Below are 18211 nucleotides of genomic sequence, written 5' to 3'. Positions count from 1 at the left end.
TTCAGATCAGGGTCGCATTGTGGAAAAGCTAAAACGCCTTGAAAGCGGAATCGAAGGACTCGACGCGCTGCTCCAGGGAGGGTTGGTCGCGGGTGCTTCATACATAATCCAGGGACGCCCAGGGTCAGGCAAGACGATCCTGGCGAACCAGCTTGGATTCCATCACGCCCGCAGTGGCGGCCGGGTTTTAGTCGCCACGCTGTTGGCCGAATCACATGATCGACTTTTCCAGTTTCTTTCTACGCTGAGTTTTTTCGACGCATCCAAGATCGGCGCCGAAATCCAGTTTGTCAGCGCATTCGATACGTTGGAAAACGAAGGCCTGGATGAAGTCGTGAAGTTGCTCAGACGCGAGATCAGCCGACAAAAGGCGACCGTGATGGTGGTCGATGGTCTGCTCAATGCGCGTTCCAAGGCCGATTCGCCTATCGATACCAAGAAATTCATCTCGGAGCTGCAGGGACATGCCGCTTTCGCCGGTTGCACCGTATTGTTCCTTACCAGTTCACGGCTTGACGACGGCAGCCCCGAGCACACGATGGTCGATGGTGTCATCGAAATGGGAGAGGAGCTGTTCGGGACGCGCTCGGTACGGCGTATCCAGCTGCGCAAGACCCGCGGCAGCAGCGCGCTGACCGGTCTTCACGAATGTGAAATCAACGATGACGGCCTGGTTGTCTATCCGCGCCTGGAAAGCCTGTACAGTCGTCCTTCCGCCCCGGACAGTGCCAACATGACGCGTATCGCCAGCGGGATCGACTCTCTGGATGACATATTGGGCGGAGGCTTGTACAGCTCCAGTGTGTCCCTGGTCATTGGTCCTTCCGGGATCGGGAAGACGACGCTGGGTCTCAAATTCCTCGCCCAGTCGACGGCAGACGCCCCTGGCTTGCATTTTGGATTCTATGAAAGCCCGCAGCGACTGCGCCTCAAAGGCCTCTCCCTGGGTATCGATATCGAAGGCATGGAAAAAAGCGGAGCATTGAGCATTGCCTGGCAGCCCACCACCGAAGGCCTGCTGGACGGACTCGGCGCACGACTGCTGGACATCGTTAAGGAAAAGGGTATCAAGCGCCTGTTCATCGATAGCCTGAGCGGCATGACACGGACTTCGACCAACCCCGCGCGGATTACGGATTTCTACAGCGCGCTCATGAACGAGCTCAGGGCCAGGGGCGTTACGGTGTTCGCCTCCTGGGAGATGCGTGACCTATTCGGCTCCGAGGTCAGCTCACCGAACTCGGACCTGTCCAGCATCGTCGACAACCTGATGCTCATGCGCTTCCTCGAGGATCGCTCTGAACTAAGAAGGACGCTCTCCATTCTTAAGGTACGAGACAGCTCTTATGACCCGTCGCGATTCGAGGTGGTCATCCGGGATCAAGATGTTTTCCTTGAAAAGGCTTTGAGAAATGAACCTTCAGTCTCAGCTGAGTCATTGCCTGGTTCAATATCATAAGTCTTTGAGCGGGTTGAATTGACATGACCACCATCCTGGTCGTCGACGACGAGTATCTGATCGCTGACATCCTCAGTTTTGCGCTAGAGGACGAGGGCTTCATGGTGGTAACGGCCAGCAATGGTCAAAAAGGACTCGAAGTGCTGGAAAGAGAACGTCCAGCCCTGATCATTACTGACTTCATGATGCCGGTCATGGATGGTCTTGAGTTCGCCACGGCCGTGCGAGCCTTGCCGTCCGTCAATGGGCTGCCCATCATCTTGATGAGCGGTGCCCAGGCGCACCTGGGCATGACGCGATCGGACCTGTTCGATGCGGTGCTGCCCAAGCCATTCGACATAGACTCGATTGTCGCCGAGGTGAAGAGGCTGCTGGTTGCAGAGTGATGCAGCGTCGAGAGCTGCCGAGCTGAACGCTGCGCGTCCGCTGCGAAGGGATATGGGAGGTTGCAGTGCAATCACCCCCAGCAAGGCATCGTCCTGGTGTTTTGTCCGAAGCCCGCACTTTCAAGCCGATCGAGCTTCGCTCCGACCTGGCCGATTGCGTCTGGCAGGCTTTCTCCTGATTCGATGCAACGAATGTCCCGTAGCGGCCTCATATGGAAACGAGCGGCGCCTCGGTTGAAGAGCTGGCGCCTGCGGTTTTCTTGACGGAGGTGATGGTGTCCATGACGGCAGCTGAGAAAAACCATGTCGACTGGCTGATCGAGCAATCGATGCTCAATGCAGCGAGGAAGCGCGCCAGGCTCTACTCGGGTCAGGGTCGATTGTGGCAGCAGCCTTATGCGCATACCCGGCCTCGCGACGCCTCGGCATTGGCTTCGGTGTGGTTCACCGCGTATCCGGCTTCCATCGTTACCCGCGAAAATGGCACTGTGCTTGAAGCGCTGGGGGATGAGACCTTATGGCATGCGCTGTCGAAAATCGGTATCCAGGGCATTCACAATGGCCCTTTGAAAAGGTCCGGTGGCCTTTCGGGCACTGACTACACACCTACGATCGACGGCAATTTTGACCGCATCAGTTTCGACATCGACCCGCAATTGGGCACCGAGGCGCAGTTGCAAGCATTGACCCGGATGGCCGCCGCGCACAATGCGGTCGTCATCGAGGATGTCATCCCGTCTCATACCGGTAAGGGTGCGGATTTTCGTCTGGCCGAGATGGCGTATGAGGATTACCCGGGGCTCTACCACATGGTGGAAATCCGTGAGGAGGACTGGCCGCTGCTGCCCGACATTGCCGAGGGACGCGATGCGCAGAACCTCACCCCGCAGCAGGTGGACGTTCTGCGAGACAAGCATTACATCGTCGGACAGTTGCAACGGGTGATCTTCTTCGAACCGGGCGTCAAGGAAACCGATTGGAGTGCGACCCCGGTGGTGATGGGGGTCGACGGCAAGCCCCGGCGTTGGGTCTATCTGCATTACTTCAAGGAAGGGCAACCTTCACTGAACTGGCTGGATCCGACCTTTGCCGCTCAACAGATGATCATCGGCGACGCGCTGCATGCCATCGATGTCTCGGGGGCGAAAATCCTGCGTCTGGACGCCAACGGATTTCTCGGCGTGGAGCGCAAGCTCGAGGGGTCCGCCTGGTCCGAAAGCCATCCGCTATCGATCACCGCAAACCAGTTGCTCGCTGGAGCGATTCGCAAGGCCGGCGGATTCAGTTTCCAGGAACTGAACCTGACCGTAGACGACATCGCCGCCATGTCCCACGGAGGGGCGGATCTGTCCTACGATTTCATCACCCGACCCGCCTACCAGCATGCCTTGCTGACGGGCGACACGGAGTTCCTGCGATTGATGCTGCGCCAGATGCACACCTTAGGCATCGATCCGGGCTCGCTGATTCATGCGCTGCAGAATCATGATGAGTTGACCCTGGAACTGGTGCATTTCTGGACCCTGCACGCGCACGATACTTACCTCTATCAGGGGCAGACCTTCCCCGGCAACATCCTGCGTGAGCACATCCGCGAGCAGATGTACGAACGCCTCGCTGGAGAGCATGCGCCTTACAATCTGAAGTTCGTCACCAACGGTGTGTCCTGCACCACGGCGAGCATCATCACGGCGGCGCTGGGAATTCGCGATCTCGACACCATTACGACGGCAGATATCCAGCAGATTCGCCAGGTTCACCTGCTGCTGGTGATGTATAACGCGATGCAGCCCGGCGTATTCGCATTGTCTGGCTGGGACCTGGTGGGCGCGTTGCCGTTGCCCGCCGAACAGGTCGAGCATCTGATGGGCGACGGCGACACGCGTTGGATTCACCGCGGTGCCTACGACCTGGTGGACCTCAACCCTGATGCGACACTGTCGGCCGGTCAGATGCCACGTCCGAAGACCCTGTACGGCAGCTTGCCAGGTCAGTTGAAAGATCCGGATTCGTTCGTCTCGCAGCTGCGCAGGATCCTCGCTGCGCGCCGTGCCTATGACATCGCCGCCAGTCGCCAGATACTGATTCCGGACGTCGAGCACCCAGGACTGCTGATCATGGTTCACGAACTGCCGGCTGGCAAAGGGACGCAGATCACCGCGCTGAACTTCGGTTCGACCCCGATCACTGAGACCCTGCACCTGCCCAATATCGCACCCGGGCCGGTGGTCGACATCATCAATGAACGGGTCGAAGGCGACCTGACGCCCGAAGGCGAATTCACCATCACGCTGGATGCGTTCGAGGGGCTGGCGCTGCGGGTGGTGAGCAGCTCACCGATGATCTAGGGCTCGGGAAATCGAGGTGGTTGCTCAGGTCGATGCTCAACCGACCTGCGGCCTTGAGTATCCGCTACGCCGATGGAAGCTGGGCTTCGATCGCGACCTTGTCGATGACCGACCAGACCTCACGGATCCTGCCGTCCTCGAACGTGTAGAAAACGTTTTCCGCGAAGCAGATCCGTGTCCCGTTGACCGCAAGGCCCAGGAACTCTCCGGTCGGCGTGCAATTGAATGCCAGGCGAGCTGCCAGCCGGGGTGGGTCGACCACCAGCAGTTGGATTTCAAAGCGCAAGTCGGGAATGTTCCGATAGTCGGCTTCCAGCATGCTGCGATAGCCGTGCAAGCCTAGTGGCTTTGCGTTGTGAACCACATCCGGGTGCACGAAGTGGCCCAGGTTTTCCCAGTCCTGTGCATTCAGGCAGGCGATGTAGGCGTTATAAAGCGCTGCAAGGTTCGAAGTCATAAGGGCGATTACTCCGTTCTGTTAGCCATGACCGTATGACCTTGCAGCAGTCAATGCGATCCAGAGCCTGTCGTACTTGAATCTTCGAATGCGACAGATCAGGAAACGACTTTCTTGAAAGGGCGAATGGATACTCCCCGATAGAACGAAAAAATGGCCAGCACCTGCACCACGACCGCGGCTGTTACCACGGCTCGGATCGCGTGACCGGGATCGGTGAAGGCGCAGCGCAGCACGCCGAAAAATGCCGGGGCGAAGGCGTAGGTGGCCTGGCTGATCGCGACCATCAGGGCGATCACCCTGGCTATTTGTTCGCGGCTGAATTCGGTTTGTGCGATCAAGGGGGGCAGGGAGGTGGCATTGCCAATGCCCGAGCCGATGAGTACCACGGCTATCCAGACCACCATGGGATGAAGGTCCAGGACTGCAAGCAGCAGCGTGCCCAGCATCTGGATGGCATAGCCGAGGCAGGCCAACTGGCGGCGGTTCATGCCTCGGCTCATGAGGCGTGCGGCGACGTATCGCCCGCCCATCGCACTGGCGGTGGCCAGGCCCATGGCGAAGGAGGCGTCATGGGCTCCCATGCGTCCCGCCAGGATCGAATACAAGTGCGCGATCAGGCCGATCTGGGCGAAAAGCCCCAGGGACATGCCGACTGCCAGACTGCGGAAACTGGCCGACCTGAACGTCTGCAGGAGGGTCCAAGGGGTTGCACTGGCATCGATCGATACAGGTTCCGGCCGGTCTGCGTTATCGGGATGTTGCCCCAGGCTTTGTGGGCTCTTGTTGAACACCAGGAAGGCGAAGACACCGACGAGCAGTACGGCGATGGTGCTGATCATCCACGCTGCCGTGGCAAAGCCGAAACGTTCGATCAGCAGCACCCACAACGGCGAAAAGATCACGCCACCCATGCTGGCGCCGTTGTAAGCCTTGCCCAACGCCCTGGGTCTTTCCTTGACGTACCAGGGAGCGATCAGGGTATTGACGGCAACGGCACCCAACGTGACCCAGCCGATACCCGAGCAGACGGCACCGGCATACAGCACCCAGGGCTGGTTGGCATGAGCCCAGATATTCACGCCGATGCCCAGGACAATGCTGCCCAGCAGGGTGATGCCGGGGATTGTGAATCGTGCGTAAAGCTTCGGCAGGTTGGCGATGACAATCGTACCGCTGAGCAAGTGCAGGGTGACGGCAGTCGAGACCTGGGCGATTGGCCAACCCGTGCGATCCATGACCGCTTGCATGTAGATCGGCGGCCCATAGAAACCGATTCCCCAACCAATCATTGCCAGGATGAACGTGCAGGTCAGTACGGTCTGTCCAAAAAAACGGGGGTGCGTCATAGCCATCTCCTCCAGGGTGGCTATCAGGTTATGGGTTCAGGGACGGCATCACTTCGAGGCGCGTCGAACAATGGATGTTCCGGGGAGTGGGCAGCTTTTAATCTGCCACCGCCAGGGGCCTGATCCGTTCAAATCCACCTGACCCGTCCGACAGCGCCGCTCAGTCAATCGGCCGGAGAATTCCGGGGTGGGTAGTGCCCTGGCGGGACGGACGGATCCGGCCTACCCGCTCATTTCCCCCCGGTCACATCCAGGAACGTACCGGTAACGAACGATGCCTCCGCGCTGGCCAACCACAGGATGGCCCGCGCCACTTCCTCCGGCTGGCCACCGCGGCCCATGGGAATCGTGTCCTTGACGCGATCGACACGTCCCGGCTCGCCGCCGCTGGCGTGCATTTCGGTGTAGATGTGCCCGGGGCGGATGCCGTTGACGCGTATGCCTTCCCGGGCGACCTCCTTGGCCAACCCGATGGTGAAGGTTTCCAGGGCTCCCTTGGATGCCGCGTAGTCGACATATTCGTTGGGGGCTGCCGAGGCGCGCCGATGCCGAGGAGACATTGATCATCACGCCGCCCGCACCATTGTGCCGGTAGGCCATGCGCTTCACTGCCTGCTGGGCGCAGAGCATCGGACCGATGGAGTTGACCGCGAAGATGCGCTGCATGCGCTCGAAGCCCAGATCCTCCAGGCGCGACTGAACGGACAGGACCCCGGCGTTATTGACCAGCACATCGAGGCGGCCGAACGAGCGGTCGATGGCCGTGAACAAGTCGGCCACCTGGCCGGGGTCCGCGCTGTCGGCCCTCACGGCCAGCGCCCGGCGCCCCAATGCCTGCACATCCGCCACCACCGCCAGTGCCGAGGCCTGGTTGGCAACATAGCTGATCGCGACGTCATAACCTCGCGCGGCGGCCAGCCGCGCGGTGGCGGCGCCCACTCCACGACCGCCGCCGGTTATCAGTATCAACGGTGCCTGGGAGACGTTGTTCATCGTGAGTACCTCCTATAGCGTCAGGAAAACCGGTTATGTCAGCCGATCAAGAGGATGCCGCTGACGATCACTGCGCACGCCAGCATCCGCCGGGCAGTCAGCGTCTCGCCAAGGAACACGTAGCCGATCAACGCGGCGAACAGCACGCTGGTTTCGCGCAATGCCGATACCGCGCCCATGGGGGCTTCGTTCATGGCGTGGATGACTATTGCATAGGCCAGCAAGGAGACCACTCCGCCCACCAGGGCGGCGCCCATGCCGGGCCTGATGGAGAACAGACTGCGGGCACCACGCAAGCCGATGTACACCGCAGGCATCAGCAAGCCCCACAGGGCACACATCCACACGGTGTAGGCGAGCGGCGCGCCGGAAAGACGGGTGCCGATGCCGTCGGTGACGCTGTAGGCCGCGATGAAACAGCCCGTTCCCAGCGCATAGGGAAGGCTGGGCACCGACAGGCTGCGCCCCCGCAAGGCCAGGGAAATGATTGCGCCCGATACCAGGGCGATACCCAGTAATGCCTCGGGGGCAATGCTTTCGCCGGCAAAGGCAGCGGCGCCCAGGGTGATCAACGCCGGGGACGATCCTCGCGAAATCGGATAGACCTGCCCCAGGTCACCGACCCGATAGCTGCGCACCAGAAACAGGTTGTAGCCGATATGCAGCAGTGCCGACAGCCCCCCATAGCCCCAACTGGCCGCCGCCGGTGGCGCCATGCACGCTGCGCAGACCAGGCTGACCGAAGCGATGGCGACGCACATGATCGTCATCGACCACAGTCGGTCGGCACCGCCACGCAGCAGCGCGTTCCAGCTGGCATGCAGGAGCGCGGCGAAGAGAACCAGCAAGGTGATATGGATAGGCATGCACCATTCTAGGCAGCCCGTCTGCGGGAACTACAGCGAAGTCTCCTCATCGTTTCATGAATGAATGCTCATGCATCATCCATGGGCCCGTTGGAATTTCAGCGCCTCACCGAGCAGCCATTGGCGAAAGCTGACGATGTGGGGTTGCGATTCGGTGCCTTTCGGGCAAACGAAGTAGTAGGCCAGTGGCGAGGGGAACGGCACATCGAACAGCCGCACCAGGCGGCCATCGCTCATTTCGTTTTCAACATGTCCGCTGCGCACCAGGGCGACGCCCTGGCCGAGCAAAGCGGCCTCGACCGTCATGTTGGTGTCCCCGAACCGGACGCTTTCCTTGAGCGGCAGGAATTCCAGCCCGACCTTTTCGAACCAGGCTTCCCATTTCGGTACCAGCTCGGCGCCATCACGGGTCAGCAGCGGGTAGTGCAACAGCTCGGCAGGGCTGCGCGGTGTCCCGAAGCGCTGCAGCAGATCGGGGCTCGCCACCGGAAACACCTGCTCGCCGAACAGGAATTCCGAATACAGGCCCGGGTAAGTGCCTTTGCCGAGCCGGATCGCGACATCCGCCTGGGCACTGGAGAAATGGATGATCTTGTCCGTGGTGTCCAGGGACACCAGCAATTCGGGATGCTGGCGAGAAAGTCCCGGCAAGCGGGGCAGTAGCCATTTCAGGGCGAAGGAGTACGTGGTGCTGACTTCGAGCCGGACCCTGCCTTTTTGCTCCCGCAGATCGGCCAGGGTTGCTTCGAGGCTCATGAAGAACTCCCGCACGATGGGCGCCAGCGTGGCACCCGCTGCGGTGAGGCTCAATGACTTGCCGCGCTCGAACAACGGCAACCCCCATAGCGCTTCGAGATGCTTGAGCTGGTGACTGACCGCGCTTTGCGTGACGTGCAGCTCATTGGCGGCAGAGGTAAAGGTCGTGTGTCGGGTGGCGACTTCAAAGGCGCGCAGTGTCGCGGTCGGCGGCAGGTCTCTCATGAATACAGTGTCCCGGCTAGTCGGCAGATAGGCATGACATGAACGTTCGCTCATGATAGAGCATCTCCTGGATGGAGGGGATGCCGGTGCCGACAACGCCTGGATAGCCATTGGCAACCGGGCCGCCGGATGCTTTCCCCAGACCGCCCGAAGGGTAGGCCCCCTCAGTCGCCCAGGTGTCACGAGCGTATCGCTCCGTTGGCTGAAGTCCTCCCCGGCTGCGGGCGAAGCGGGCGTGTTGGGGCTATGCTCATCGCCATTGCAGCAATCCATCGGTTTCAGGTATCAGCCACCAGGGAAAGGAGTCTGTATGTGTTCGGTTCTTCCCATGACGCCTTATCGGGCGACCGTTTGACCCCGTCGATTTTCCTTTCCAGGCGCCCCAGCGAACGGTTGGTGGTATTGCCTGGACTCGATCGTTTCATCCGTATCAACACTGCCCTCGGCGACCCGATCAGCGAACACCTCGATGATTCGGGCACGAATCCCAAGCGTAATGGAGAACCGCATGAACACTAAGCCGTTCCAGGAGATCATGGGGCGCTTCGCCGGTTGCCTGGCCGGGCTGGCGATGCTTGCCGCCCATCCAGCCCAGGCAGGCGAAGCTGGCATCGCCGGCGGCCCTACCGCCAGCTACAGCATTGCCTTCAGCAACTCCTACGCGGGCAGTGATTTCCGCAAGGTGATGGTGCGCAACTGGCGGGAAGTTGCGGTCCAGGCGCAAAAGGAGGGCTTGATCCGGGAAGCGCCAGTGGTCAGCGCCAACAACTCGGCGTCGGAGCAGGCGGCCCATATCCAGGACATGATCGTCCAGGGAGTCAACGCCATCGTCATCCTGGCCGCGTCCGACACGGCACTCAACGGGGTGATCCGCGATGCCTGCAACGCCGGCATCGTGGTGGTGGTCATGGCCAGTCTGGTCACCGAACGCTGCGTCTATACCGTGGACTACGACTGGTCCGCCATGGGCCGCGTGGAAATCGATTACATCGCCCAGCGTCTCAAGGGCAACGGAACGCTGCTGGAGATCCGCGGCATTGCCGGTGATGCCACCGACAAGAACATCAGCGACGGCATTCACAAGGCTGCCAGCGACTATCCGGGCCTGACATTCGCCAAGACCGTGTACGGCAACTGGACGGCTTCCGTCGCACGCAAGGAGGTGGCGCTGGCGCTGCCGTCGCTGCCCGACATCGATGCCGTCGCGACCCAGGGGGGCGACGGCTATGGAGCGGCCATGGCGTTCAAGGCGGCGGGACGGCCCTTGCCGATCATCGTGATGGGCAACCGCCAGGACGAACTCGCCCTGTGGAAACAGGAGCGCGATGCCAATGGCTACGAGACGGTCTCGGTCTCCGCTTCCCCGAGCGTTTCCCAGGTGGGTTTCTGGGTGGCCCAGCAGATCCTGGCGGGCAAGCAGGTGCCGAAGTTCGTCGAGGTGCCGCTGGTCCGTATCGATGCGAAGGACCTGGACACCTGGCTCGCCACCATGCCGGTGGGCGGCGCCGCCAACCCTTCCTATAGCCAGGCCTCCGTTGCGGCGATGATCGACGCGGCCCTTGACAGGACGGCGCCGCCAGCGCCTTTGCCGGAGGCCGCGAAGCAGTAGGGGCGGGCGAGGAGGCGAGGCGCCATGTTCACATTCAAATCAGCCACGGACAGGCCCATCGCCGTCAGGATTGGCCTGGCGGTCGCCGCACTGGTGTTCCTGATGCTGACGGTGTCGCTGGTGAACCTCTACGGCCTTCGAGGCATGGTGCGGGCGGTGGATTCGACCAGCCATTCGGCGCAAATTCTGGCGTCGGTCAACGGAGCCGCCGGGCGGGTGGAAAACTTCATCGCCACTCGCGACCAGGAAAGCCTGTCCCAGGCCGAAGGCATGGTGGCAAAGGCTATCGCCGCCCTCGGCGCCATTCCGGTGGCTGAGGCGCAATCGCTCAAGGGCAGTCTGGAGCGGCTCGCCACAGCGATCGCGGCGTTGCGGGCGGCCACCCTGACCATGGATGGCGAGACGGAGAACATGACGGCCCACTACGGCCGGATGCGAGAGGTGACGATCCTCGTCGAGCGGGGTATCGCCGACGGGCTGAAGACCCTTGGGGCCCGTGCCGCCGATCACGCAGCACGGGTGAGCGACATCGAAGACTCGCACCGCATCCTGGATATCCTGCGCAACGGCGAACGGATCATCACCGCCAATGTGGCCAGGCTGCTGGCGACCGGTGATGGGGCGGCCGCCACGGCGGCGCGCAATGCCTGCGCCGCACTCCCGCCGGTGGTCGAGCAATTGCGTGAGCTGATGGGAACGCCGCAGCAGACACAGGCACTGGAGCAACTGGCGACGGCGGTCGCCGCGGCCGGCCTGGCGCTCGAGCGGCTTGGCGATGCGCCCAGGCTCCGGGGAGGCGAGGCCTTGGGGCATCTCGCTGCCGTCGGGGAGGCGACCGGGCGCCTCGAAGCCATGCTGGGCGAAACGGACCAGCAGGTTGCCCACGACGCCAGCGATATCCAGGCCGCCACCGGCTTGCTGCAAAATTCAGCCGCGTTGTCCAAGCGTTTCGCCGAGCGTGTTGCCACCCTGGAGGCACAGACCTTGTCGTTTCGCCTGTCGCCATCGGCCGAGGTCGCCAGTTCCGTCGGCCTCATCCTGGACGAACTTTCCCGTTTTTCGCGGGTGCTCCCGTCTTCCGTGGGGCTGCAAGGCAACGCGACGCCGCTGACGGTCAGCGACCAGATTGCCGGCTACCGGGCGGCATTCGCCAGGTTCCACCAGGCGAGCAATGCCTTGAGCGATGCGCGCGACCAGGTTCGCAACGAGGCACGGAGCGCCGGCCTGCTGGTTGCGCGCTTCGCCGGGCAGGCGCGGTCGGACGCCCAGGTCCACAAGGATCGCGGCATGCTTGCGACGATCATCGCCGGTACCGTCGCCATCCTGCTGGCCGGCGCCATCGCCTGGAGCACCTCACGGTTCGTCGCGCAGCCCATCGTGGCCCTGGCCTCGGTGATGCGCCGGCTGGCCGCCGGTGACCTGAATGCCGAGATCGCCAGCGCCGAACGCGGCGATGAAATCGGGATCATGACCCGCGCCGTCCGGGTATTCCAGGAGAACGCCTTGCGCATTCGGGTACTGGAAGCCGAGGCCGAAGCCGAGCGACAGCAGGTCCAGGCCTCGCTGGAGAGAATGGTCGCCGAGCGGACCGACACCCTGCATCGGCAGACCGAGTTGCTGGAGGCCCAGGCCGTCGAGCTGATTCAGGCGCGCAACCAGGCCGAGACGGCCAACCAGGCGAAGAGCGATTTCGTGGCCACGGTCAGCCACGAACTGCGCACCCCCCTGACCCTGATTCTCGCTCCCTTGGAAGAGCTCTCGGCGGCGAGCAGCCCGCCGGCGGACTGGCGTGTGCAGATCGAGCGCGCCCAACGCAACGCGCTGCGCCTGATGAATCGAGTGAACGATATCCTCGATTTCTCCAAGGCCGAAGCGGGCAAGTTCGAATGTTGTCCGGAGCCCATCGACCTGAACAGGATGGTAGGGGTGCTGGCCGAGGATGCCGCCATGGTGGCCAAGGGCAAGGGCTGCACCTTGACCTGTCACATCGATCCTGCCCTCGGCACGGTGTTCCTGGACCCCCGACACCTGGAGAAAATCCTGCTCAATCTGGTGAGCAATGCCATCAAGTTCACGCCCGCCGGCGGCACCGTGCATCTGGCGGTAAGCGCTCTCGATGATGACCGATTCGAATTCGCGGTGCATGACTCGGGCATCGGCATTGCGCCGGACAAGCTGCCACTGCTGTTCCAGCGTTTTTCCCAGATCGATAATTCCGCCACACGGCATTACAGCGGCACAGGCATCGGTCTCGCCCTGGTCAAGGATCTCGCCGAGCTGATGGGAGGCGAGGTGGGCGTCGACAGTGAGCCAGGACGGGGTTCTTGCTTCTTTGTCCGATTTGCGCGGGGGGCCGAGCCTGACAGCGTGTCGAGCGAAGCCAGCGCTATGCAGGAGCTGCCGTCGCCCACCACCCCGGTCACGTCCGAGCAGCGCCACCTGCTTTTCGACGACGGTCGCCATGGCAGTGGCGACGCCCGGGCTTCAGCGCAAGGCGCAGATGATGAGCAACGCCCGGAGGGCGCCTTGCAGTCCAGGGTACTGGTGGTGGATGACAGCCCGGAAATGCTTGGCTACCTCCATGAACTGTTGCGCGATGACTACCTCATCGTCACTGCGGCCAATGGCGAACAGGCCTGGGCGATACTGCAGCGCCGACCGATCGATGTGGTGCTCTCGGACGTGATGATGCCGGAGCTCGACGGCTTTGGCCTGACGGCCAGGATCAAGGCCAGCGCCGGGTTCGCCCATATCCCCGTGATCCTGCTGACTGCCCGCGGCGGCGCCGAGGCCTGCGTCTCCGGCCTGGAGAGTGGTGCCGACGACTATATCGCCAAGCCTTTCTCGCCCCTGGAGCTCAAGGCCCGCGTCCGTGCGGCGCTGCGCATGAGCCAGGTGCAGACCGAACTGAATGCGAAGTCTCGCCAGGCAGGCATGGCCGAGATCGCCACGACGGTGCTGCACAACGTCGGCAATGTCCTCAACAGCGTGAACGTTTCGGCGGAACTGGTCAGCAGCCAGATGCGCGCCTCCAAGGCCCAGGGATTGGCCAGGGTGGCCCAGATGATGAACGAACACATCGATGACCTGGGCGATTTCCTCACCCGGGACCAAAAGGGAAAGTTGCTGCCCGAGTACCTGATCAGGTTGGCGGACGTGGTGACAGTGGAGCAGCAGGGCATCATCGAGGAGCTGGGGCAGCTCACCAAGGGCATCGACCATATCAAAACCATTGTCGCTGCCCAGCAGTCCTATGCCGTTGCCGTCAGTATCGTCGAGACAGTGCCTGTCTCGCAGCTGATCGACGACGCCTTGCGCATGAGTGCCGGGTCACGGTCGCGCCAGGAGGTGGCGGTGGTCAAGGAGATTGCCGACCTGCCCCTGCTGTCCCTGGACCGACACCGGGTATTGCTGATCCTGGTGAACCTGATCAGCAATGCCAGGCAGGCGTTGGGCGGCGTGCTCGATCGCAAGCCGTGCATCACCTTCAGTGCCTGCCTCACCGAGGGACCGACCTTGCGTATCACGGTATCCGACAACGGCAATGGGATTGCGCCGGAGCACCTGCCGCGGATCTTCTCCCATGGCTTCACGACGCGCCCGGACGGCCATGGTTTCGGCCTGCATAGCTGCGCCCTCGCCGCGCAGGAAATGGGCGGCCGCTTGACCGTGCACAGCGAGGGGGCCGGACACGGCGCAACGTTCACCCTCGATATCCCCCTCGATGTTCCGCAGGACTAGGCTCTGTACGCGAATGGAGGCCGGACCGAAACATCCGACCTGTCGCTGTCGCAGTGTTGTCCCTGGGTTGCCGACCCGGAACTAACCGCCGTTTTTAACCGTGCTCCAGATGCGGGTGCGCATGCGGTCGACCTGCAGCGGTACGGATTGGAGTACAAAGAGTTTCTGCATCACGCTTTGCGGCGGGTAGACCATCGGGTTTTCCCTGATGGCCGGGGTTACCAGGGACTCGGCTGCGGCGTTACCGTTAGCGTAGTGCACGTGGTTGCTGATGTTGGCCATCACTTTTGGGTCCAGCAGGTAATTCATGAAAGCGTATCCGGCTGCTTCGTTCGGCGCATCGGCGGGCATGGCGACCATGTCGAACCACATGGGCGAGCCTTCCTTGGGAATCACGTAGGCAATCTTCTGGCCGTTTCCAGCTTCCTCTGCGCGCGAGGCGGCCTGCATCACGTCACCGGAAAAGCCCACCACCACGCAGACATCGCCATTGGCCAGGTCGCCGGTGTACTTGGAACTGTGGAAGTAGCTGATGTAAGGCCGCACGTTCATCAGCAAGGCCTGGGCCTTGGCGTAGTCGGCCTTCTGCTGGCTGTGGTGCGGCAGGCCGAGGTAATTCAAGGCGATCGGCAGGATTTCCGGCCCGTTATCCAGGAACGCCACCCCGCACTGCGCCAGCTTTTTCATGTTTTGCGGCTTGAACACCAGGTCCCAGGAATCCACGGGCGTGTCGCCAAGTACGGCTTTGACTTTGTCGACGTTATAACCGATGCCGGTACTGCCCCATAGGTAGGGAAAACCGTGGCGGTTGCCGGGGTCGTTGGCTTCCAGGGCCTTCATCAGTGTCGGGTTGAGATTGTTCCAGTTGGGTAAGCGGCTGCGATCCAGGACCTTCAGCGCACCCGCGGTAATCTGGTGTGCCATGAAGTGGTTGGACGGAAACACCACGTCGTAGCCCGAGTGCCCCGCCATCAACTTGGCATCGAGCATTTCGTTGCTGTCGTACAGGTCATACTGAGTGGGATGTCCGGTGCTGGCCGTGAACGCTTGCAAGGTATCCGGGGCGATGTAGCTGCTCCAGTTGTAGATCCTTACGGTATCCGCCGCTTGTGCGGCGGCGCTGACCAGTAGCAATGGAGCGATCATTTTCAACATACAGATACCTCAACCTTTGTTCTAAGCGTTATGGAAGGGGCAGTCAGAAAATCAGTACGTAGCTTTTGCGAACGGTCTCTTGTACGTCCCAGATGCCCGTTGTGTTCGCGGGGAACATCAACGCGTCGCCGGCCTGGATATCGATGGGCGTGCCTTCATCCGGCGTGAAGGTGCAACGTCCCTGGATAAAGTGGCAGAACTCCTGTTGCACGATTTGCCGGCGCCAACGGCCGGGTGTGCATTCCCACACCCCGGCCTCGACGCCGTCGGTGCGTTCCACTGCGTTGCTGGATACGTGGGCCACCGGTTCACCCAACGGCACTGCGACCGGATGGGCCTGGCCCAAGGGCAGTGCTGCGGTGTCTGGGAAGTGTTCGATGGTCATGCGAAGGGCTCCTTACTGTGCATCAGGCTTTCCATGGTGGACGCCAGGCCTTCAGCCATTTTTCGCCGCCACCGTGGGGTTTCAAGGTTGGCCAGTAGCCGGTCTTCCAGCACAAAACTGCGAATGATCGCGTTGTAGCCAAGCCAGCGCAGAGGCTCGGGCTCCCATCGCGGCAGCGAGGCAATGGAGCGCTCGGCCAGGACCCATGGCTGGCGGGTGAGCACACTTTCACGACCGAGGATCAGCTCGGCCAGGGTGCGTCCGCCCAGATTGCTGGCGCCGACCCCTTCGCCGCCATAGCCGCCCGAGAGCGCCACTTGCTGGCGGCGGTCCACCAGCATGTGGGGCTGAAAACGCCGGGCGATTCCCAGGTTGCCTCCCCAGGCATGGGTCAGTCGTACCTGGCGCAGTTCCGGGAACAGGTCACCGAACAGTTGCCGGCGCAGGTCGCGTTCGGCACCGCTGAGGTTGAAGTCCTGACGCAGTCTGCCGCCGAAGCGGTAGCCGCCGCGGGCACCGAATACCAGGCGGTTGTCCCGGGTACGCTGGCCATAGGTCACTTGGCGGCTGTTCTCGCTGAAAGCCTGCCCATGGCTGAGGCCAATTCGCGCCCAAAGGTCTGGCGACAGCGGCTCGGTGGCGACGATCAGGCTTTGCGCAGCGACAAGGTGCTTGCCCAAGGGCGCAAGTTCACTGGAGTAACCTTCCAGTGCCGGCACTATCCAGTCGGCGCGGACCTTCCCCTGGGCGGTCGACAGTTCTCCGGGCTTCCAGCTCGATACCGGGCTTTGTTCGAAAAGCCGCACCCCGAGCTTTTCCACGGCTCGCGCCAATCCACGAACCAGCTTGGCTGGCTGGACGGTGGCGCAGTGGGGCGAATACAGGCCGCCGTAGGCAGAGGCCACTTTCAGTTGGGCATCCAGCTCCTCGCGGTCCAGCCAGCGATAGTCCGCGTCATCCAGGCCCAGGGCCCGATAGCCATCCAGTTGTTCGCGCAGGCGGCGTTCTTGTTCGGGGTAGCGGGCCGCGCAATACAGTACGCCGCCCTTGCGCAGGTCACAGTCGATCGCTTCCCGTTGGCAGACCTGCGCCACTTCATCCGGTATGCCGTGCAGCAGCTCGAAACCTTCTGCCCGGGCCGTCGGCGAGAGTGCGCCCAGCAGGCGGTCCTCACCCTGCAGGTTCCCCATCAACCAGCCTCCGTTGCGGCCGGAGGCACCGAAGCCCGCGATCTGGGCTTCGACGATCACGATATTCAGGTGGGGAGCCTGGCGCTTGAGGTAGTAGGCGGTCCAGAGTCCGGTGTAGCCCGCGCCGATGATAGCCACGTCTGCCTGGAGATCTTCGGCCAATGCCGGCCTCGGCTCCAGTGGCTCCTCGAGTTGCTCCATCCACAAACTCACACCGCGCCAGTCGCCCATGCCATACCCCGCTTACCGATTCAGGCACGAGTTTAGGCAACGGCTTCTTCGGCTGTCTTATCTGCGGGTACGCGTGCAATGCAGCTTCAGCCAGGCTTTGGGAGTACAGCCGGTATGGGCGCGGAAGGTCTTGTAGAAGGATGAGGTGGAGTTGAAGCCGGCATCGGCAGCGAGGTCATCCATGGGCATCGCTTCACCTTCTTCGGCCAGGCGGCGCAGCAGATACTGCACCCGGGCCTGGTTCACGTAGCGGTAGAAACTCTGGCCCAGCACCTGGTTGAGCAGGTATGACATCTGGTTGCGGCTGTAACCCGTCGCTGCCGCCACCGTCTGCAGGTCCAGCTCCGGATCGAGGAAGGGTTGCTGGCGCTGGAAGTACTCGTCCAGGTCCCGGGCCATGTAGGTCAACTGCCGGGCCGACAACCCCAGCTTGCTGATGGCCGGCGCCCGGTTGGCATTGGCTTGCGGGTGTTCATGCACCAGCGAGGCGTATTCATTGACCCGCCAGATCAGCCCGTCCCGCACGGTGATGGCTTCGCTGGAGCGGAAAACCACCCGCTGGCCGCTGCCCTGCAGTGCGGTCTGGTACTGGATGAAGGCTGTGCTGCCGTCGGCCCGGATGCGATCGGTGTGCTCCAGGTATTCATCCGGCTGCCGGGGCAGGGTGCCTGTCACATACACGCGCAATTGCGCCAGGCCCATGGTGCGGTTCTGGAAGAAGTCGTTGTACTGCACATCGGGATGGTACAGCGCCATGATCGCCTCCAGGTCCCGATGTTTCCAGGCCAGGTGATAGCGCAGGACGGTATCGCGAGTGCGGCGGGTGGTGTCATCGGGCGGGCAAGCCATGAACGGGCCAACGTCTTCGATCGGAGAACTTCAGATTACTTGGCAGGCCTCCGGTTTGGAAGGCACGGCTGCGGTGACAGGAGCGGGTGCCTGCCTGGACGCATTCGTTGTCGTTCATGCGGACCCGCCGAGCCGGCCTGTCCGTTTCTTGCTGCCTGCGCCGCAAAGTTGCGGTTCATCGCTTTACGGGCCTGGCTTGTCGCTGCAATCGG

Annotated in this window: 14 protein-coding genes and 3 pseudogenes; 8 read left to right on the top strand and 9 right to left on the bottom strand. The window is 62.2% G+C overall.

Going from position 1 to position 18211, the window contains the following annotated elements; all coding sequences use genetic code 11:
• The first annotated feature begins 19 nt into the window (after positions 1–19).
• The 3 genes from BT179_RS00725 to treS all read left to right on the top strand — a co-directional run bounded on the left by BT179_RS00725 (position 20) and on the right by treS (position 4193).
• Entirely contained in the window at positions 20–1459 is a 1440-nt protein-coding gene (locus BT179_RS00725; RefSeq protein ID WP_072430491.1) for an ATPase domain-containing protein, read from the top strand.
• 23 nt (positions 1460–1482) lie between these two features.
• Positions 1483–1845, top strand: a complete 363-nt coding sequence (locus tag BT179_RS00720) for a response regulator (protein WP_072394619.1) — start codon at positions 1483–1485, stop codon at positions 1843–1845.
• Positions 1846–2126: 281 nt separating this feature from the next.
• Complete coding sequence (gene treS / locus BT179_RS00715) at positions 2127–4193, top strand: maltose alpha-D-glucosyltransferase (RefSeq protein WP_072430574.1); 2067 nt, start codon at positions 2127–2129, stop codon at positions 4191–4193.
• Positions 4194–4257: 64 nt separating this feature from the next.
• Here the strand turns inward: treS and BT179_RS00710 are convergent, their stop codons facing one another.
• The 5 genes and pseudogenes from BT179_RS00710 to gcvA form a co-directional block, all read right to left on the bottom strand.
• Entirely contained in the window at positions 4258–4650 is a 393-nt protein-coding gene (locus BT179_RS00710) for an ester cyclase (RefSeq protein WP_072430492.1), read from the bottom strand.
• A gap of 98 nt (positions 4651–4748) precedes the next feature.
• On the bottom strand, positions 4749–5999 hold the full coding sequence (locus BT179_RS00705) for an MFS transporter (RefSeq protein WP_072430493.1): 1251 nt from the start codon (positions 5997–5999) through the stop codon (positions 4749–4751).
• 230 nt (positions 6000–6229) lie between these two features.
• Positions 6230–6992 (bottom strand): annotated as a pseudogene (locus BT179_RS00700) (SDR family oxidoreductase).
• Between the two features lie 38 nt (positions 6993–7030).
• Positions 7031–7858 carry a DMT family transporter gene (locus BT179_RS00695; RefSeq protein WP_072430494.1) on the bottom strand — a complete coding sequence of 276 codons (828 nt, stop codon included), beginning with the start codon at positions 7856–7858 and terminating at the stop codon, positions 7031–7033.
• Between the two features lie 75 nt (positions 7859–7933).
• Complete coding sequence (gcvA, locus tag BT179_RS00690; RefSeq protein WP_072430575.1) at positions 7934–8839, bottom strand: transcriptional regulator GcvA; 906 nt, start codon at positions 8837–8839, stop codon at positions 7934–7936.
• A 246-nt stretch (positions 8840–9085) separates the two neighbouring features.
• Between gcvA and BT179_RS00685 the strand changes: the two genes are divergently transcribed.
• From BT179_RS00685 to BT179_RS27110, 5 genes and pseudogenes are all read left to right on the top strand, one after another.
• Positions 9086–9358 carry a hypothetical protein gene (locus BT179_RS00685; RefSeq protein ID WP_143148671.1) on the top strand — a complete coding sequence of 91 codons (273 nt, stop codon included), beginning with the start codon at positions 9086–9088 and terminating at the stop codon, positions 9356–9358.
• Positions 9348–10448 (top strand): ABC transporter substrate-binding protein, encoded by a 1101-nt coding sequence (locus BT179_RS00680; RefSeq protein WP_072430495.1) that lies wholly within the window; start codon positions 9348–9350, stop codon positions 10446–10448. Before BT179_RS00685 ends, BT179_RS00680 begins: the two co-directional genes overlap by 11 nt.
• 24 nt (positions 10449–10472) lie before the next feature.
• Positions 10473–12779, top strand: a pseudogene (locus BT179_RS27120) (ATP-binding protein); the annotation flags it as partial.
• 57 nt (positions 12780–12836) lie between these two features.
• Positions 12837–13335: pseudogene (locus BT179_RS27115) on the top strand (response regulator transcription factor); the annotation flags it as partial.
• The gene (locus tag BT179_RS27110; protein ID WP_371264371.1) at positions 13335–14189 is read left to right on the top strand and encodes a sensor histidine kinase; all 855 of its coding nucleotides are present in this window, start codon (positions 13335–13337) and stop codon (positions 14187–14189) included. The pseudogene BT179_RS27115 and the gene BT179_RS27110, both read left to right, overlap by 1 nt.
• Positions 14190–14270: 81 nt before the next feature.
• Here the strand turns inward: BT179_RS27110 and BT179_RS00670 are convergent, their stop codons facing one another.
• The 4 genes from BT179_RS00670 to BT179_RS00655 are packed head-to-tail and all read right to left on the bottom strand — an operon-like array spanning position 14271 to position 17999.
• On the bottom strand, positions 14271–15344 hold the full coding sequence (locus BT179_RS00670) for a polyamine ABC transporter substrate-binding protein (RefSeq protein WP_072430497.1): 1074 nt from the start codon (positions 15342–15344) through the stop codon (positions 14271–14273).
• A 43-nt stretch (positions 15345–15387) separates the two neighbouring features.
• Positions 15388–15729, bottom strand: coding sequence for a cupin domain-containing protein (locus tag BT179_RS00665; RefSeq protein ID WP_072394659.1), 342 nt, complete (start codon positions 15727–15729; stop codon positions 15388–15390).
• Positions 15726–17150, bottom strand: a complete 1425-nt coding sequence (locus tag BT179_RS00660) for an NAD(P)/FAD-dependent oxidoreductase (protein WP_072394662.1) — start codon at positions 17148–17150, stop codon at positions 15726–15728. The genes BT179_RS00665 and BT179_RS00660 overlap by 4 nt, the downstream gene beginning before the upstream one ends.
• Positions 17151–17207: 57 nt before the next feature.
• Positions 17208–17999, bottom strand: a complete 792-nt coding sequence (locus tag BT179_RS00655; RefSeq protein ID WP_072394665.1) for an AraC family transcriptional regulator — start codon at positions 17997–17999, stop codon at positions 17208–17210.
• Positions 18000–18211 lie beyond the last annotated feature (212 nt).

The organism is Pseudomonas sp. NFACC43, from assembly GCF_900119645.1.
Taxonomy (GTDB): Bacteria; Pseudomonadota; Gammaproteobacteria; order Pseudomonadales; family Pseudomonadaceae; genus Aquipseudomonas.
The sequence above is the reverse complement of the archived record's forward strand: the minus strand, read 5'-3'. Positions and strand labels throughout refer to the sequence as shown.

Coding starts and splice junctions, on each gene's coding strand:
- BT179_RS00720 (WP_072394619.1), top strand. CDS start 1,483: ATGACCACCATCCTGGTCGTCGACGACGAGTATCTGATCGCTGACATC.
- treS (WP_072430574.1), top strand. CDS start 2,127: ATGACGGCAGCTGAGAAAAACCATGTCGACTGGCTGATCGAGCAATCG.
- BT179_RS00710 (WP_072430492.1), bottom strand. CDS start 4,650: ATGACTTCGAACCTTGCAGCGCTTTATAACGCCTACATCGCCTGCCTG.
- BT179_RS00705 (WP_072430493.1), bottom strand. CDS start 5,999: ATGACGCACCCCCGTTTTTTTGGACAGACCGTACTGACCTGCACGTTC.
- BT179_RS00695 (WP_072430494.1), bottom strand. CDS start 7,858: ATGCCTATCCATATCACCTTGCTGGTTCTCTTCGCCGCGCTCCTGCAT.
- gcvA (WP_072430575.1), bottom strand. CDS start 8,839: ATGAGAGACCTGCCGCCGACCGCGACACTGCGCGCCTTTGAAGTCGCC.
- BT179_RS00685 (WP_143148671.1), top strand. CDS start 9,086: ATGCTCATCGCCATTGCAGCAATCCATCGGTTTCAGGTATCAGCCACC.
- BT179_RS00680 (WP_072430495.1), top strand. CDS start 9,348: ATGAACACTAAGCCGTTCCAGGAGATCATGGGGCGCTTCGCCGGTTGC.
- BT179_RS27110 (WP_371264371.1), top strand. CDS start 13,335: ATGAGCCAGGTGCAGACCGAACTGAATGCGAAGTCTCGCCAGGCAGGC.
- BT179_RS00670 (WP_072430497.1), bottom strand. CDS start 15,344: ATGTTGAAAATGATCGCTCCATTGCTACTGGTCAGCGCCGCCGCACAA.
- BT179_RS00665 (WP_072394659.1), bottom strand. CDS start 15,729: ATGACCATCGAACACTTCCCAGACACCGCAGCACTGCCCTTGGGCCAG.
- BT179_RS00660 (WP_072394662.1), bottom strand. CDS start 17,150: ATGGGCGACTGGCGCGGTGTGAGTTTGTGGATGGAGCAACTCGAGGAG.
- BT179_RS00655 (WP_072394665.1), bottom strand. CDS start 17,999: ATGGCTTGCCCGCCCGATGACACCACCCGCCGCACTCGCGATACCGTC.